The organism is Pseudomonas sp. R3-18-08, from assembly GCF_003852065.1.
Classification (GTDB): domain Bacteria; phylum Pseudomonadota; class Gammaproteobacteria; order Pseudomonadales; family Pseudomonadaceae; genus Aquipseudomonas.
Genome location: NZ_CP027729.1, coordinates 1,948,839 through 1,964,869, shown reverse-complemented (window position 1 = coordinate 1,964,869; position 16,031 = coordinate 1,948,839). Strand labels below are relative to the sequence as shown.

The 16,031-nt window shown below is 60.7% G+C and carries 15 protein-coding genes; 9 read left to right on the top strand and 6 right to left on the bottom strand.

Annotated features, from left to right (window positions below):
- From C4J92_RS09100 to C4J92_RS09075, 6 genes are all read left to right on the top strand, one after another.
- Entirely contained in the window at positions 1-837 is an 837-nt protein-coding gene (locus C4J92_RS09100; RefSeq protein ID WP_164485241.1) for an ABC transporter permease subunit, read from the top strand.
- Positions 824-1,624, top strand: coding sequence for an ABC transporter permease (locus tag C4J92_RS09095; protein ID WP_124366477.1), 801 nt, complete (start codon positions 824-826; stop codon positions 1,622-1,624). Before C4J92_RS09100 ends, C4J92_RS09095 begins: the two co-directional genes overlap by 14 nt.
- Positions 1,621-2,610 carry an ABC transporter ATP-binding protein gene (locus C4J92_RS09090; RefSeq protein ID WP_124403602.1) on the top strand — a complete coding sequence of 330 codons (990 nt, stop codon included), beginning with the start codon at positions 1,621-1,623 and terminating at the stop codon, positions 2,608-2,610. The genes C4J92_RS09095 and C4J92_RS09090 overlap by 4 nt, the downstream gene beginning before the upstream one ends.
- Before the next feature lie 30 nt (positions 2,611-2,640).
- A complete protein-coding gene (locus tag C4J92_RS09085; protein WP_124403601.1) occupies positions 2,641-3,294 on the top strand; it encodes an HAD family phosphatase in 654 nt (217 codons plus the stop codon).
- Positions 3,295-3,659: 365 nt separating this feature from the next.
- A complete protein-coding gene (locus C4J92_RS09080) occupies positions 3,660-5,741 on the top strand; it encodes a carboxy terminal-processing peptidase (RefSeq protein ID WP_177413180.1) in 2,082 nt (693 codons plus the stop codon).
- Positions 5,742-5,859: 118 nt separating this feature from the next.
- Positions 5,860-7,623: a bifunctional diguanylate cyclase/phosphodiesterase gene (locus C4J92_RS09075; RefSeq protein ID WP_124366473.1), complete on the top strand. Its 1,764-nt coding sequence runs from the start codon at positions 5,860-5,862 to the stop codon at positions 7,621-7,623.
- On the opposite strand, the gene C4J92_RS09070 is transcribed toward C4J92_RS09075, so the two are convergent.
- The 4 genes from C4J92_RS09070 to C4J92_RS09055 form a co-directional block, all read right to left on the bottom strand.
- Positions 7,620-7,991, bottom strand: a complete 372-nt coding sequence (locus C4J92_RS09070; protein ID WP_005786715.1) for a hypothetical protein — start codon at positions 7,989-7,991, stop codon at positions 7,620-7,622. The genes C4J92_RS09075 and C4J92_RS09070 overlap by 4 nt on opposite strands.
- Positions 7,988-8,326 (bottom strand): helix-turn-helix transcriptional regulator, encoded by a 339-nt coding sequence (locus tag C4J92_RS09065; RefSeq protein ID WP_124403599.1) that lies wholly within the window; start codon positions 8,324-8,326, stop codon positions 7,988-7,990. The genes C4J92_RS09070 and C4J92_RS09065 overlap by 4 nt, the downstream gene beginning before the upstream one ends.
- 97 nt (positions 8,327-8,423) lie before the next feature.
- A complete protein-coding gene (locus C4J92_RS09060) occupies positions 8,424-8,879 on the bottom strand; it encodes a YkvA family protein (protein WP_124362037.1) in 456 nt (151 codons plus the stop codon).
- A 346-nt stretch (positions 8,880-9,225) separates the two neighbouring features.
- Positions 9,226-9,966 (bottom strand): FKBP-type peptidyl-prolyl cis-trans isomerase, encoded by a 741-nt coding sequence (locus C4J92_RS09055; RefSeq protein WP_124362036.1) that lies wholly within the window; start codon positions 9,964-9,966, stop codon positions 9,226-9,228.
- Positions 9,967-10,212: 246 nt separating this feature from the next.
- Here C4J92_RS09055 and C4J92_RS09050 point away from each other — a divergent pair, with 246 nt between their 5' ends.
- The 3 genes from C4J92_RS09050 (at position 10,213) to C4J92_RS09040 (ending at position 14,064) form a co-directional block, all read left to right on the top strand.
- Positions 10,213-12,021, top strand: coding sequence for a di-heme-cytochrome C peroxidase (locus C4J92_RS09050; RefSeq protein WP_124403598.1), 1,809 nt, complete (start codon positions 10,213-10,215; stop codon positions 12,019-12,021).
- A 29-nt stretch (positions 12,022-12,050) separates the two neighbouring features.
- Positions 12,051-13,184 carry a catalase family protein gene (locus C4J92_RS09045; RefSeq protein WP_124403597.1) on the top strand — a complete coding sequence of 378 codons (1,134 nt, stop codon included), beginning with the start codon at positions 12,051-12,053 and terminating at the stop codon, positions 13,182-13,184.
- Between the two features lie 76 nt (positions 13,185-13,260).
- Complete coding sequence (locus C4J92_RS09040) at positions 13,261-14,064, top strand: GNAT family N-acetyltransferase (protein WP_177413198.1); 804 nt, start codon at positions 13,261-13,263, stop codon at positions 14,062-14,064.
- A gap of 59 nt (positions 14,065-14,123) precedes the next feature.
- Here C4J92_RS09040 and C4J92_RS09035 read toward each other — a convergent pair whose 3' ends face one another.
- Together C4J92_RS09035 and C4J92_RS09030 are read right to left on the bottom strand one after the other, a co-directional pair.
- Complete coding sequence (locus tag C4J92_RS09035; protein ID WP_124403595.1) at positions 14,124-15,440, bottom strand: MFS transporter; 1,317 nt, start codon at positions 15,438-15,440, stop codon at positions 14,124-14,126.
- Positions 15,441-15,506: 66 nt separating this feature from the next.
- A complete protein-coding gene (locus C4J92_RS09030; RefSeq protein WP_124370209.1) occupies positions 15,507-16,031 on the bottom strand; it encodes a gamma carbonic anhydrase family protein in 525 nt (174 codons plus the stop codon).

Genomic DNA, 16,031 nt, shown 5'->3' with positions numbered 1-16,031 from the left:
ATGAATCGCGGCAAATGGCTGGCCTTGCTGTGCCTGGTGCCCTTCGCGCTGTTCTTTATCGTGTTCGAAATCGCGCCGTTGGCCTGGGTGCTGATCAACAGCCTGCAAACCGAAGACAGCGGTTGGAGCCTGGAAAACTTCACACGCATCTTCAGCTCGAAGTTCTACCTGCAGGCGATCCAGTTCAGCCTCGAGATCAGTTTCTACTCCAGCGTCTTCGGCATCATCATCGCCACCCTGGGCAGTTACTCCCTGCGCCGGGTCGATTCGCCGCTGCGCAACTTCGTCACCGCCTTCGCCAACATGACCAGCAACTTTGCCGGCGTGCCCCTGGCCTTCGCGTTCATCATCCTGCTGGGGTTCAACGGCAGCATCACCATCATGCTCAAGCAGGCGGGGATCATTGAGGACTTCAACCTGTACTCGAAAACCGGCTTGATCATTCTCTATACGTATTTCCAGATTCCCCTCGGCGTGCTGCTGCTGTACCCGGCCTTCGATGCATTGCGCGAAGACTGGCGTGAGTCGGCCGCCCTGCTCGGCGCCAATGGCTGGCACTTCTGGCGGCATATCGGCTTGCCGGTCCTGACGCCCGCGCTGCTCGGCACCTTCGTGATTCTGCTGGCCAACGCCCTGGGTGCCTACGCCACCGTGTACGCCCTCACCACCGGCAACTTCAACGTGCTGCCGATCCGCATCGCGGGGCTGGTCTCCGGCGACGTGTCGCTGGACCCGAACCTGGCCAGTGCCCTGGCCGTGGTGCTGGTGGCGCTGATGACCGTGGTCACGGTGGTCCATCAACTGCTGCTCAAGAGGAGCTACCATGTCTCGCGCTGAAGCCGGCCCGGCATCGCTCTACCACCGGGTGGTGGTTTACATACTGTTCCTGATCCTGGTGCTGCCGCTGGTGGGCACCTTTGTCTATTCCATCTCCAGCAGCTGGTCGGCCACCATCCTGCCCGCCGGTTTCAGCCTGAAATGGTACACGCAGCTATGGAGCGACCCGCGCTTTCTGATGGCTTTTGCGCAATCGTTGCTGGTGTGCGTGGGCGCGCTGATCCTCTCGGTGGTGTTGATCCTGCCGCTGCTGTTCGTGGTGCATTACCACTTCCCCAAGCTGGATGCGCTGATGAACATCCTGATCCTGCTGCCGTTCGCCGTGCCACCGGTGGTGTCGTCGGTGGGCCTGCTGCAGTTGTACGGTTCCGGCCCCTTGGCGATGGTGGGCACCCCGTGGATTCTGATCGGCTGCTACTTCACCGTGGCGCTGCCGTTCATGTACCGCGCGATCACCAATAACCTGCAGGCGATCAACCTGCGCGACTTGATGGACGCGTCGCAACTGCTCGGTGCCAGCACCTGGCAAGCCGCGATCTTCGTGGTCCTGCCCAATCTGCGCAAAGGCCTGATGGTGGCGCTGCTGCTGTCGTTCTCCTTCCTGTTCGGTGAGTTCGTGTTCGCCAACATCCTGGTCGGCACCCGCTATGAAACCCTGCAGGTGTACCTGAACAACATGCGCAACAGCAGCGGCCACTTCACCAGCGCCGTCGTGATCTCCTACTTCTTCTTTGTGCTGGTGCTGACCTGGGCCGCCAATATCTTGAACAAGGACAAAAGCCAATGAGCTTCGTCAGCGTCCAACACCTGCAAAAAGGCTACGCCGGCACGCCGGTATTCAGTGATATCAACTGCGAAATCGCCAAGGGCGAGTTCGTCACCCTGCTCGGTCCGTCCGGTTGCGGCAAGTCGACCCTGCTGCGCTGCATCGCCGGGCTGACCTCGGTGGACAGTGGCAAAATCCTGCTGGACGGCCAGGACATCGTCCCGCTGAGCCCGCAGAAACGCCACATTGGCATGGTGTTCCAGAGCTATGCGCTGTTCCCCAACATGACCGTGGAGCAGAACGTCGCCTTCGGCCTGCGCATGCAGAAGGTGAACGCCGATGACAGCCACAAGCGCGTGCAGGACGTCCTGCAATTGGTGGAACTCAAGGACCTCGCCGGCCGCTACCCGCATCAGATGTCCGGCGGCCAATGCCAGCGCGTCGCCCTCGCCCGTTCCCTGGTGACCCGCCCGCGCCTGTTGCTGCTGGATGAACCGCTGTCGGCGCTGGATGCGCGGATTCGCAAGCACCTGCGCGAGCAGATCCGCCAGATCCAGCGCGAATTGGGGCTGACCACCATTTTCGTCACCCACGACCAGGAAGAAGCCCTGACCATGTCGGACCGCATCTTCCTGATGAACCAGGGCAAGATCGTGCAGAGCGGCGATGCCGAGACCCTCTACACCGCGCCGGTGGATGTCTTCGCAGCCGGTTTTATCGGCAACTACAACCTATTGGATGCCGACAAGGCCAGCCAACTGCTGCAACGTCCAATCAGCGGGCGCATCGCGATCCGCCCCGAAGCCATCGAACTGAGCCGCAGCGGCGAACTCGATGCGCTGGTGCGCAGCCACAGCCTGTTGGGCAACGTGATTCGCTACCGCATCGAAGCGCGTGGCGTGGAGTTGGTGGTGGATGTGCTCAACCGCAGCGCCGATGATCTGCATCCGGACGGCCAGCGCCTGGCACTTTCCATCGACCCCAGCGCCCTGTGTGAAGTAGCCTGAAGGGCGACGATTGACTGAGAGAGCAGACGGATGGCATTGGTAATTTTTGATCTGGACGACACCCTGATCCACGGCGACTGCGCCACGTTATGGAGCGCACAGATGGGCCGCCTGGGCTGGGTCGACCCTGAATCCTTCATGCGCAGGAACGACGAACTGATGGCGGCCTACAGCCGGGGCGAGCTGCGCATGGAAGATTTCATGGATTTCAGCCTGGAGCCGATGATCGGCCGCACCCCGGAAGAAATCGAACACTTGGTGGAACCCTGGGTCGAGGACGTGATCGAGCCGCTGATCTACAGCGACGCGACCAAGACCATCGCCCGGCACCGCGCCAATGGCGACCGGATCCTGGTGATTTCCGCCTCGGGTACGCACCTGGTCACACCGATTGCGGCGCGCATCGGTATCGACGAAGTGCTCGGCATCGAGCTGGATGTCAGCCATGGCGTGTACAGCGGCGGTACGGTAGGCGTGCTGACGTACCGCGAAGGCAAGATCACACGGCTGCTGGCGTGGTTGGAGCAGGAAGGTGAAAGCCTGGAGGGCGCGTATTTCTATTCGGATTCGCGCAATGACCTGCCCTTATTGCTCAAGGTGGACCACCCGCAGGTGGTCAACCCGGACCCGGTACTGCGCGAACACGCAGAAAACGCCGGCTGGCCGATCCACCACTGGGTCTGAACCAACCGGGGTCCCATGTGGGAGGGGACTTGCCCCCGATGGCGGTGTATCAGATGAAACATTCTTCACTGATACACCGCCATCGGGGGCGAGCCCCCTCCCACTCTGGAATTCAGCGCGATGAGAGTTCGCTACCACCTCACAAATGCGAACTTGGCCTACATCGCACGTAGGAGCGAGCTATTCCACCGCTCGACATCACCCTCAACGCCTTGCAATGCTTTCACAGTGCCTCCATAGTGAGTCCGGACTGAGCCCGTAGCAGTAGCGCCGGGCTTTTTGCATTATGCGACCGGACCATATGGAACCGGCTCCCTCAAAGACGGCCTAATATGCGTTATCAATTGCCCCCGCGTCGAATCAGCATGAAGCATCTGTTCCCCAGCACCGCCCTCGCTCTTTTCATTGGTCTCGGCTTCGCGTCGATGTCGACCAATACGTTCGCAGCCAATAGCTGGGACAACCTTCAGCCTGATCGCGATGAGGTGATTGCCAGCCTTAACGTCGTCGAGTTGCTCAAGCGCCATCACTACAGCAAGCCGCCGCTGGACGACGCGCGCTCGGTGATCATCTACAACAGCTACCTCAAGCTGCTGGATCCGTCGCGCAGCTACTTCCTGGCCAGTGATATCACTGAGTTCGACAAATGGAAGACCCAGTTCGACGATTTGCTCAAGAGCGGCGACCTGCAGCCAGGTTTCACCATCTACAAGCGTTACCTGGACCGCGTCAAAGCGCGCCTGGACTTCGCCTTGGGTGAGCTGAACAAAGGCATCGACAAGCTCGACTTCACCGAGAAGGAAACCCTTCTGGTGGATCGCAAGGACGCCCCTTGGCTGACCAGCACCGCCGCACTCGACGACCTGTGGCGCAAACGCGTCAAGGACGAGGTGCTGCGCCTGAAGATCGCCGGCAAAGAGCCCAAGGCCATCCAGGAACTGTTGACCAAGCGCTACAAGAATCAACTGGCGCGCCTGGACCAGACCCGTGCCGAAGACATCTTCCAGGCTTACATCAACACATTCGCGATGTCCTACGACCCGCACACCAATTATCTGTCGCCAGATAACGCGGAAAATTTTGATATCAACATGAGTCTGTCCCTGGAAGGCATCGGTGCCGTCCTGCAAAGCGACAACGACCAGGTCAAGATCGTGCGCCTGGTACCGGCAGGCCCGGCGGACAAGACCAAGCAGGTCGCCCCGGCCGACAAGATCATCGGTGTGGCCCAGGCCGACAAAGAGATGGTCGATGTGGTCGGCTGGCGTCTGGACGAAGTGGTCAAGCTGATCCGTGGCCCTAAAGGCAGCGTGGTGCGCCTGGAAGTGATTCCGCACACCAATGCACCGAACGACCAGACCAGCAAGATCGTGTCGATCACCCGTGAAGCGGTGAAGCTCGAAGACCAGGCCGTGCAGAAGAAAGTCCTCAACCTCAAGCAGGATGGCAAGGACTACAAGCTGGGCGTGATTGAAATCCCGGCCTTCTACCTGGACTTCAAGGCCTTCCGCGCCGGTGATCCGGACTACAAGTCCACCACCCGCGACGTGAAGAAAATCCTCACGGAACTGCAGAAGGAAAAAGTCGACGGCGTGGTCATCGACCTGCGCAACAACGGCGGCGGTTCCCTGCAGGAAGCCACCGAGCTGACCAGCCTGTTCATCGACAAGGGCCCGACCGTGTTGGTGCGCAACGCTGACGGCCGTGTCGACGTGCTGGAAGACGAGAACCCGGGCGCCTTCTACAAAGGGCCGATGGCATTGCTGGTCAACCGTCTCTCGGCCTCGGCTTCGGAGATTTTCGCCGGCGCCATGCAGGACTACCACCGCGCGTTGATCATCGGTGGCCAGACCTTCGGCAAAGGCACCGTGCAGACCATCCAGCCGCTGAACCATGGCGAGCTCAAGCTGACGCTGGCCAAGTTCTACCGGGTTTCCGGGCAGAGCACCCAGCATCAGGGCGTACTGCCGGACATCGACTTCCCGTCGATCATCGACACCAAGGAAATCGGCGAGAGCGCCCTGCCCGAAGCCATGCCGTGGGACACCATCCGTCCTGCGATCAAGCCGGCGTCGGACCCGTTCAAACCGTTCCTGACCCAGCTCAAAGCTGACCACGACACGCGCTCCGCCAAGGACGCCGAGTTCGTCTTCATCCGCGACAAGCTGGCCCTGGCCAAGAAGTTGATGGAAGAGAAAACCGTCAGCCTCAACGAGGCGGATCGTCGCAAGCAGCACGCCGACATTGAAAATCAACAGCTTGTCCTGGAAAACGTGCGCCGCAAGGCCAAGGGCGAAGAGCCGCTCAAAGAGCTGAAGAAAGAAGATGAAGATGCGCTGCCCACCGAGGCAGATAAAACCAAGCCGGAAGACGACGCCTATCTGGCCGAGACCGGTCGCATCCTGCTGGACTACCTGAAAATCACCAAGCAGGTGGCCAAGCAGTAAATGATGGCAATTTAATGTGATCGCTCCTCGGAGTGTCATCATATAGACATCATTCTGTCGTGAAATAAAGGACCGCAGGCTTCACGCCTGCGGTCCTTTTTTTTCGCTCGAGATCGCCATGACCATGACCGAACAGCTGGATGCACTGGGCTCTATCCTGGCTCAAGGCAGTTTGCACAGCCTGTTCCAACCCATCATCTGCTTGTCTGAACGGCGCGTTCTCGGCTACGAGGCCCTCAGTCGCGGCCCGTCCAACAGCCCGCTGCATTCCCCCGTCGCGCTGTTCTCCATCGCCAGCCATGCCGGGCGCCTGAGCGAACTGGAAATGGCCTGCCGTGCGAGCGCCTGCCGACGCTTCAGCGAACAAAAGCTGCCGGGCAAGCTGTTTCTCAATATCTCGCCGGAATCCCTGATGGAGACGGCGCACCAACCGGGACGTACGCTGCAGCTGCTACGCGACTTCGGGATTGCCCCCAGCCAAGTGGTGATCGAACTCACCGAGCAGACCCCCACCGATGATTTCCAGCTGTTGCAGACCGCGTTACATCATTATCGCGACATGGGTTTTGCCATCGCCCTGGATGACCTGGGCGCCGGTTACTCCAGCCTGCGGTTGTGGTCGGAGCTGCGCCCGGATTATGTGAAGATCGATCGGCATTTTATCGACGGCATTCACCAGGACGCCCTCAAGCGCGAATTCGTCGGCTCGATCATGCAGATCGCCAAGGCATCCCGCGCCCAAGTGATCGCCGAAGGGATCGAACTGCCGGAAGAGTTGGCGGTGTTGACGGACATGGGCGTCGATCTGGTCCAGGGCTACCTGCTTTGCCGGCCCCAGGAACAGCCGCCGCAAGAGGCACGCTTGATGCTGCCCAAGCCGGATAACGCCAATATCGCCCTCAGTGAAGAAGGCAGTGACTTGAGCGCCCTGCTCAATGAACAGCCGGCGGTGGACCAAAACACCGCAACCGCCCAGGTGCTCGAATCCTTCCGCCGCCAGGCCAATCTCAACTCACTGGCGGTGCTCGATAGCCGCGGCCACCCGGTCGGCATTGTGCATCGACACTCGCTGTCGGACGCGCTGCTCAAACCGTTCGCTACCGACCTGTTCGCCCGCAAGCCGATCAGCCGCCTGATGAGCGACGACTTCCTGGCCGTGGAGTTGAGCCAGTCCCTGCAGCAGGTCAGCCGCTTGCTGACCAGCCGCGCGCGGCAACGCATTGAAGAAGATTTCATCATTACCTTGAACGGTGATTATCTGGGGCTGGGCCGGGTCATCGATGTGCTCAAGCTGATCACCGAGCTGAAAATCCAGCAGGCGCGTTACGCCAACCCGCTCACCCTGCTACCGGGCAACGTGCCGATCCAGCAATGCCTGACGCGTCTGTTGCAGCAGCAGCGTGAATCGGTGATCTGCTACGTGGATATCGACAGCTTCAAGCCGTTCAACGATATCTACGGTTATGGTCGCGGGGATGAGGTGCTGTTGTGCCTGGCGCAGTGCCTGAACGACCGGGTCGACCCCAGCCGCGACTTTGTCGGGCATATCGGTGGCGATGACTTTTTACTGGTGCTGGGCCCACAGGACTGGCGCAAACGCCTCAATCAACTGCTGGATGACTTTCACACCCAATGCCGGCGCTTCTACCGCGCCGAGCACCTCGATGCCGGCTGCTTCGTCGCACTAAACCGCCAGGGCGTACGCCAGGAGTTCGCATTGCTTTCACTGTCGATTGGGGTGGTGCATTTGTATCCACAGGCCTGTGCGCAACTCGATGCCAGCCAGTTGGCGGAACTGGCGTCGCAGGCCAAGCACCATGCCAAAGCAGTGGCCGGCTACAGCATCCATGTGATCGACAGCCTGGACCTGCTGCCCGCTTAGGCTTCGGCGGATTCCGGGTATTCGTACTCGAACACCCGCACCACCTCCGAAGCGTGCCAGGAGGCGGCGGCCACGCCGTCGGAAGGCCCGCTGAAACGCCCCAGGCGCTCCACACATTCAAAGAACCCCGTACGCGGCAGGCGGCTGGCGCCCTGGCTGATCACCAGCGAGCTGCGCAGCGGCTGCTCGGCCTTGGCGTCCAGCGCCGCCAGGTGCTCCAGGGCGGCGGCCAGGGTCTGCATCGCCGGCGTCGGGAACTGCAGACGCTCGAGCAGCGCACGGTAGGTCAGCAGATGGCGCTGGCGACGTGCCTGGTCCAGTTCGTTGAGTAACCCATCCCAATGTTGACGGCTGATACGTAGGCTCACGATTCTTCCCTCCAACCTGCAACGCCCAATTCCCAGGCCAGGCTGCGGCGAATAGCGGCATCCGGCTGGCGTTCACCCGTTTCAATCAAACCCAGGTACGAGGGGCTGATACCCACCGTGCGCGCCAGGGTTTCGATGGCCAGGCCCTTGGCTTCACGCAGGCCGCGCAGGGCTGCGAGCGGATGCAGGTCCTGGTCGGTGAGAGTGGGTGCGGCAGGGGAAGAAGCGTATGTGGGGGGTTGCTGACCGGCCGCTTTTAGCAGCGCCTGGTACTGGTCCCATGGCAACACCGCATATTCGGGTTCGCCATTGCGTGAAATGATCTGGATATCCATGACTGCCCCGTAGGATAAAAACACTTACTAAGTAAGTTCTTTCCTTAGAAGTGTAATCCTAACAGCCACAGAGGTCGCAGGGGGATAGTCCATAGCATTAGTTTTTTTGCGGATTTTCCCGGGCGAGCAGTTCGGGTGTGGCAGGCAGGCGCTCGACCACGGCCAGCTTTTCCGGGCGCTGCGCATCACGCCAGGCACGAAACGCGCTCAGCTCGCCGCTCAGGGTCTTCATGACCCATGCCAGCACGGCAATGTCGTCGAGCATGCCGAACATTGGGATAAAGTCCGGGATCGCGTCAATCGGACTGAGGAAGTACATCAGCCCCGCCACCACCGAGATCAACGCCTTGGGGCTGATCGCCCGATACTCGCCGCGCCAGTAAGCCAGGCACAGGGCCTGGAGCAACTTGAGATCATCCTTGAGCTGGCCCAGGCGATTGCCCTGGCTTGAGCCCTTGGCAGCGACAGCGAACAGCAGCGTTGGCAAACGGCCACGCCCGAGCAGACGTGCGGCCATGGGCAGGAAGCGGGTGAAATTGAAGGGTGGTTTCATGGGTCACTCCAGTTCCATACGACAGAAAGGTTATCCACACAAATTGTGGATAACCTTGTGAACAGAGCCTTTTTTCATGGCTGAAAGCCACGGACTACAAGGCTTGCAGTCAGATCGGGCGTTTTTTGCGCACATCAAAAAAACCCAAGATTTCATTGACTTGGCAGGCGTGTGCGGCTACCCGTGCTCGAGTTTTATATCAGACTGCTTCAGGTTGCGGACGTTCGTTTGGATTTGCCGGGGCGTCGTGCGGCGGCCGGCGAGCCTCACAGGGGGTTTGCAGCGCCTCAAACCCCATAAACGACAACGCCCCGTCGAAACGGGGCGTTGTCTGTTCAAGCGCCGATTACTTCTTGGCGGCAGGTGCAGCAGGTGCGGCAGCGGCGTCAGCCTTGGCTGGGTCCTTGATGGCCAGCAGCTCCAGGTCGAATACCAGCACGGAGTTGGCTGGAATCGTCGGGCTCGGGCTCTGGGCGCCGTAAGCCAGGTCGGACGGGATGTACAGCTCGACCTTCTCGCCTACGTGCATCAGTTGCAGGCCTTCGACCCAACCTGGGATCACGCCGCTGACCGGCAGGTCAATCGGGCTGCCACGGTCCACGGAGCTGTCAAAGGTGGTGCCGTTGGTGAGCTTGCCGGTGTAGTGAACAGTCACCACGTCGGTTGGCTTGGGCTGGGCGCCGTCGGCTTTCTTGACGATCTTGTACTGCAGACCGGAAGCGGTGGTGACGACGCCGTCTTTCTTGGCGTTGTCTTCAAGGAATTTCTTGCCGGCGGCCGCCGACTCTTCGCTCATTTTGGTCATGCGCTCTTCAGCGCGCTTTTGCAGCGCGGCAAAGGCTTCAACCAGTTCGTCGTCCTTGAGCTTCTGCTCTTTCTTGCCGACCGCATCTTCAATGCCCTGGGCTACCGCTTTGGAGTCCAGGTCATCCATGCCTTCCTGGGCAAGGCTTTTGCCCATGTTCAGGCCGATGCCGTAGGAAGCTTTTTGCGCCGGGGTTTTCAGCTCTACGCTGGTCTGCGAATCACAACCCGCAAGTACCAGGCTAACCAGGGCCACCGCCGCCGCCAACCGATGCTGTTTCATGCTATTTCCTTGTTCATGCGCCAAAAGGGCATTCGAATAAAGTCGCGAGCTTATCAGGCGGCCACGACCAATGGCTACCGGCATGTGAGCAGGAAACGTCTGATAAGTTCACGTGTTTAAAAGCAATTTCATCCATGATGAAGGCCCGCGACGGATCGTGGGACGGCCACTACCAGGCTCATGGCCACTTGCCGCACCCTTGGCGTAGTGGCATAACAACGTGACAACTCGACAAGGATAGTTAACTTGCGCATTTTTTCCCGTGTTTTCCTCGTGATCCTCATAGCCCTGGGCCTGCTTCTGGCCGTGGTGCTCTACTACATCGTCAACCCCAAGCTGCCGGATTACGTGCCCGTGGAGCAGGTGCACTACCAGAATCAATGGAGCGCCGCCGACCGCCAGACCTATTACTTCACACCCCAGGGCACCCAGGTCAAAGGCCTGCACTACGACTGGTTCACCGCCCTGGAGCTGCCGTTTTCCGAGCGCCGTTTTGCCACGCCTGAATACCTGGCCCGTTTCGGTTTCCTGGTCGACCCCAAGCAAGTGCCCACCACGCAAAACCCCGGCAACCTGCCTGTAGGTTTCGCCCGGCATCAAAATGCTGGCAGCAACGTTGAATACCTGGATATCACTTGCGCCGCCTGCCACACCGGCGAGTTGCACTTCAAGGGCCAGGCCCTGCGCATTGACGGTGGCTCAGCCCAGCATGTGCTGCCGTCGAGCGTGCCGACCTTGCGCGGCGGCAGTTTCGGCCAGGCCCTGGTCGCCAGCCTTGCGGCGACTTATTACAACCCGTGGAAGTTCGAGCGCTTCGCCCGCCAGGTTCTGGGCGACCGCTACGAAGCCGAGCACAGCCAACTGCGCCGGGACTTCAAACAGTCGCTGAACAGGTTCCTCAAGGTCGCCTGGAACGATACCCACCGGGGCCTCTACCCCACCGAAGAAGGGTCGGGGCGCACCGACGCCTTCGGCCGCATCGCCAATGCCAGCTTCGGCGATGCCATTTCCCCAGAGAACTACCGCATCGCCAACGCCCCGGTGGACTACCCGCAGCTGTGGGATATCTGGACCTTCGACTGGGTGCAATGGAACGGTTCGGCCCAGCAGCCCATGGCACGCAATATCGGTGAAGCCCTCGGTGTCGGCGCGACCCTGGATTTCTTCGACGCTGCCGGCCAGCCTTTGCAGGGCGACGCGCGCTACCCGTCCAGCGTACGCGTGCGCGATCTGAACCTGATCGAAGAAACCTTGCAGCGTCTCAAGCCGCCCACCTGGCCCGAAGACCTGTTCGGCGCCATCGACAAACCGCTCGCCGCTCGAGGCCGCGCACTGTTCGCGGAAAACTGCGCCGGTTGCCACGTGCCCAGCGTCACCCAGGACAAAGGTCGCCCGGTGCAACAATTGAAGATGCTGGCGGTGGACTACATCGGCACCGACCCCAACACCGCCAACAACATTGCCGACCAGCGCTACGACCTCAGCGCCCTGCAATGGGATCCAGCGGAACTGGCCACGCTCAATGTGCAGCTGCACCCCGCGCCAACCACGCCACTGGACCCCAAACACCTGTCCGTGGCCCAGGGCCTGGCATATGTCACCGCGTTCGTTGAAGAACACGCCTACCGCGCCGCAGGCGTGACTCCCGCCGAACGCCCCGGCCTGGATGGGTTTGGCCTGCCCATCGGGGTCAGGGAATTACGTGCTTACAAAGCCCGGCCGCTGGCGGGCGTGTGGGCCACCCCACCGTTCCTGCATAACGGTTCCGTGCCGACGATTTACCAGTTGCTTTCACCCCAGGATGAACGCAGCAGCACCTTCTATAAAGGCACGTTCAACTACGACCCGCGTCACCTGGGCTTTGAAACCACTGCCTTCAAGAACGCCTTCCTGTTCGACACCAGGATTACCGGCAACCACAACAGCGGCCACGAATTCCGGGCCGGCCAGCGTGGCAACGGCGTGATCGGCCGGGGCTTGTTACCCGCAGAACGCTGGGCGCTGCTGGAATACCTCAAAGTGTTGGGCGGCCCCCTGGAGCAACAGTTGCCATGATGATCCGATCACCCCACAAGGAACCCTCCATGCTCGCGCGTATCTGGCTGCGTCTCGGCGCCTTCGTTGGCAAAACATTGCTGTGGCTGGTGGGCCTGGGCTTGCTGGTATGGCTGGCCGCGAGCCTGTGGTTCGCCTGGCAGCACAGCGGCCCGGTGTCGCCGGACGAACAGATCCCTCCAGGTGAAGCCGCCATGACCCAGGGCATCATTCAGACGGCGGTACGCATCGTCGACCAGCACCGCGAAGGCACGCGCTACCTGCGCGATGCCCATGCCAAGGCCCACGGCTGTGTGAAAGCCGAAGTCAGCGTGCTGGCCGACCTCGAACCGGCCTTGCGCCAGGGTGTATTCGCCGAGCCGGGCAAGACCTGGCAGGCGACGATGCGCTTGTCCAACGGCAACGCGTACCCGCAATTCGACAGCATCCGGGATGCCCGCGGCATGGCCCTCAAGTTGCTGGATGTACCGGGCAAACAGCTGATGGCCGACCAGCAAGCGCGCACGGAACAGGACTTCGTGATGTTCAGCCACCCGAACTTCTTTGTCAGCGATGTGGCCGAATATGCGCAGAACATCGGGGCCCAGGCGGATGGCAAGAAAGTGCTGGCGTTCTTCCCCAAGGCCGACCCACGCACCTGGCAGATACGCCACCTGTTCATCGCCCTGGCAACCCTCGCCCCCGCCCCGGCCAGCCCGACGCAGACCACCTACTTTTCGGTTTCGCCTTACAAGTTCGGTGCGGCCAACGCCAAGTTCCGCGTCGCTCCCGACCCGCAAAGCTGCCCGGAATATACGTTGCCCAAACAGAACCTGGACCTGCCGAACTTCCTGCGCAGCGCCCTGAACCAGCAGCTCTCCACCGACCGCGTATCGGCGTGCTTCGTGTTGCAGATCCAGCGACAGAACCCGCAGACATTCATGCCCATCGAAGACACCAGCATCGAATGGAAGGAAAGCGACGCACCTTTTGAAACCGTGGCCAAGGTGCGGGTTCCGGCGCAGGACTTCGACACGCCCGCGCTGAATCTGGCGTGCGACAACCAGTCGTTCAACCCCTGGTTCGGCGTGGAAGAACACCGCCCCATCGGCGGCATCAACCGCCTGCGCAAGGCGGTGTACGAGGCCGTCAGCGATTACCGCCACAGCCGCAACGCACCGTAGGCTCGGTGCCTGCTTGCCAGCAGAGGAAACCGATGTGAATTGCGCTTACCTGTATCGCCCGGCAACCGCCGCCGACATGCCCGCCGCCCATGCACTGTCCGTGCACCTCAAATGGCCGCACCGCGAGGAAGACTGGGCGATGGTGCAGCGCACATCCGAAGGCTTCGTCGCCGAACAGGACGGTGTCTTGGCAGGCGTCGCATTCGCCTGCCATCAGGGGGCCTATTCGTCCATCGGCCTGGTGATCGTCAGTCATCAGCACCAGCGCAAAGGCATCGGGCGTCGCCTGATGAATCTGTGCCTGGACAGCGTGGGCCCGCGCACGCCAATCCTCACTGCCACCGAGTCAGGCGCGCCGCTGTACGCCAGCATGGGATTCGTTGAATTTGCACGGATTCAGCAACATCAGGGCGTGCCGCAGACGCCGGAGCTCCTACCCGAGACCCGCCACGCGCAATGTCGCGTACTGAACCGGGCCGACTACCCCAAGGTAATCGAACTGGCCAATGCCGCCAGTGGCCTGGACCGCACCGGTGTACTCAACGACCTGCTGCCGACGGCCGAGCACGTGGTGGGCATCGAGGTAGAGGGGCACCTGCAAGGGTGGGCCCTGCTCCGCCAGTTTGGTCGCGGCCACCTCATTGGCCCCGTCGTCGCGCAACACCCGGAGCAGGCCCGACACTTGATCACTCACCTTCTTCGGTTGATCCCGGGTGCGTTCGTGCGTTTCGATATTCCCACCGCATGCGGGTTGGCCGACTGGCTGGAAAACCTGGGGCTGCCCTGCGTGGATAACTCGCCACGGATGGTGCGCGGTGTGCCGCCCCGATCAAGCGCCGGGGTCACCGAGTTTGCGCTGGTGACCCAGGCGATCGGCTGAGGCACAAAGGCTGCCGGGCGAATTCAGCAGATGAGCCTTTGCCGGGTTGAATAACGGGGTCAGGACCTGGGATTCTTGACGTAGCGCATGACCACGAAACCAGCGACCAGAATCAGCGGTGCGATGGAGAGCATGCCCATGTAGGTAGAGCCGGTCAGATCGTTGATTTTCCCCACCATCACCGGGGCAACCATACCGCTCAGTTGACCGATGGAGTTGATCGCCGCAGTCCCCGTGGCGATCGCCAGTCCCGAAAAGGTCGATTGCGGGATGGTCCAGAAAATCGGGATCGCAATAAAGGTACCCGCAGTAGCGAGTACGAGCGCTGCCATCATGGCCCAGGATGAATCCGAGAACAGGCAAGCCAACAGATAGCCGACGGCTGCCGCCAACAGGCACAGAACAAGGTAAGTCTTGCGCTCACCCGTACGATCGGAACGCCGGGTCAGCCATATCATGCCGATACAGGCCACGATGTAAGGCAGCGCCGAAAGCATCCCTATCCAGAATAGACTCTGTACACCGGACGATTTGATCAGGTGTGGCATCCAGAAATTGAGGCCATAAGAAGCTGTCTTGATCACAAAGTAGATGAACGCCATGATCGCGACTTCCCGGGTCAGCAACACACGCCACAAGGACCCCAATACCGGCTTATCGTTGACTTTGTCATGCGCCAGGTTCGCCGCCAGCAGATCCTTCTCGCTACGGCTTAACCATTTGGCCGATTCGATGTCTCGGTCCAGCTTCCACAGCACTAGCAGGCCGAGCACCACACAGGGCAGTCCGGACATCAGGAACAGCCAGTGCCAGCCAGCCAGACCGAACACGCCGTCCATCGTGCCCAACAGGATTCCCGCCGCTGGGCCCCCGACCGCGCCTGCCAGGGGTACAGCAAGGAACCAGAGGCCATTCATCTTCGCCAGGTGCTTCTTGGGAAACCAGCACGCCAGGTAGAACAGGATCGCCGGGCCAAAACCGGCTTCCATGACGCCGATCAGAAAACGCAGGAAGTACAGGGTGTATTGCGTGTAGGCGAACATTAACGCCGCCGTTGCCAGCCCCCAGGAGATCATGATCCGGCAGATCCAGGCAGGTGCGCCATAGCGCTTGAGCCCCAGGCTGCTGGGGACCTCAAATAGTACGTAGCCGAAAAAGAACATGCTCGCGGCCAAGCCGTACGCCGCGTCGGACAAACCCAATTCTTGCTGCATCTGGGTCTTGGCGAAGCTGATGTTGATCCGGTCAAAATAGGAAAAGAGAAAGCAGATAATGGCCAGCGGCATGATTCGCCAGGCCACACGCCGGTAGAGCAGCAGCTCATTGATTGTTTCTGCGTTGCGCGCAAGCGCGATTTCGCCAGTCATGGCAACCATGATGTTTCTCCATTGTTGTAATTATTGGAGAGAGGCAAGGCTCTTGAGGAACCCTGCTCGATGGGTTCAGCCGATCAGAATGAGTTTGGCCTTGTAAGCCTGACCTTTGACGACATAGTCAGCGGCGTTTCGATGCATGCCGGCAATTGCTTCAGGTGTCAGTTCGCGCACGACTTTGGCAGGTGCGCCGAGAATAAGTGAGTTGTCCGGGAACACCTTGCCTTCGGTGACAACCGCCCCGGCACCGACCAGGCAATTGCTGCCGATGACCGCGCCATTGAGCACAACAGCCTGAATCCCGATCAGCGCTCCGTCGCCGATGGTGCAACCGTGCAACATGGCCTGGTGGCCGATAGTGACGCCCTCGCCCACCGTCAGCGCAAATCCCGGATCGGCATGCAGCACCGCCCCCTCCTGCACATTGCTGTGCTGACCGATGTGAATCGGCTCGTTGTCACCCCGCAGAACAGCCTGCGGCCAGACACTGACGCCCTGCGCCAGCGTGACATTGCCGATGACGGTAGCGTCTTGCGCGATGAACGTTTCGGCGTGAATGACAGGAATAAGGGTGTCGTATTGATAAATAGCCAT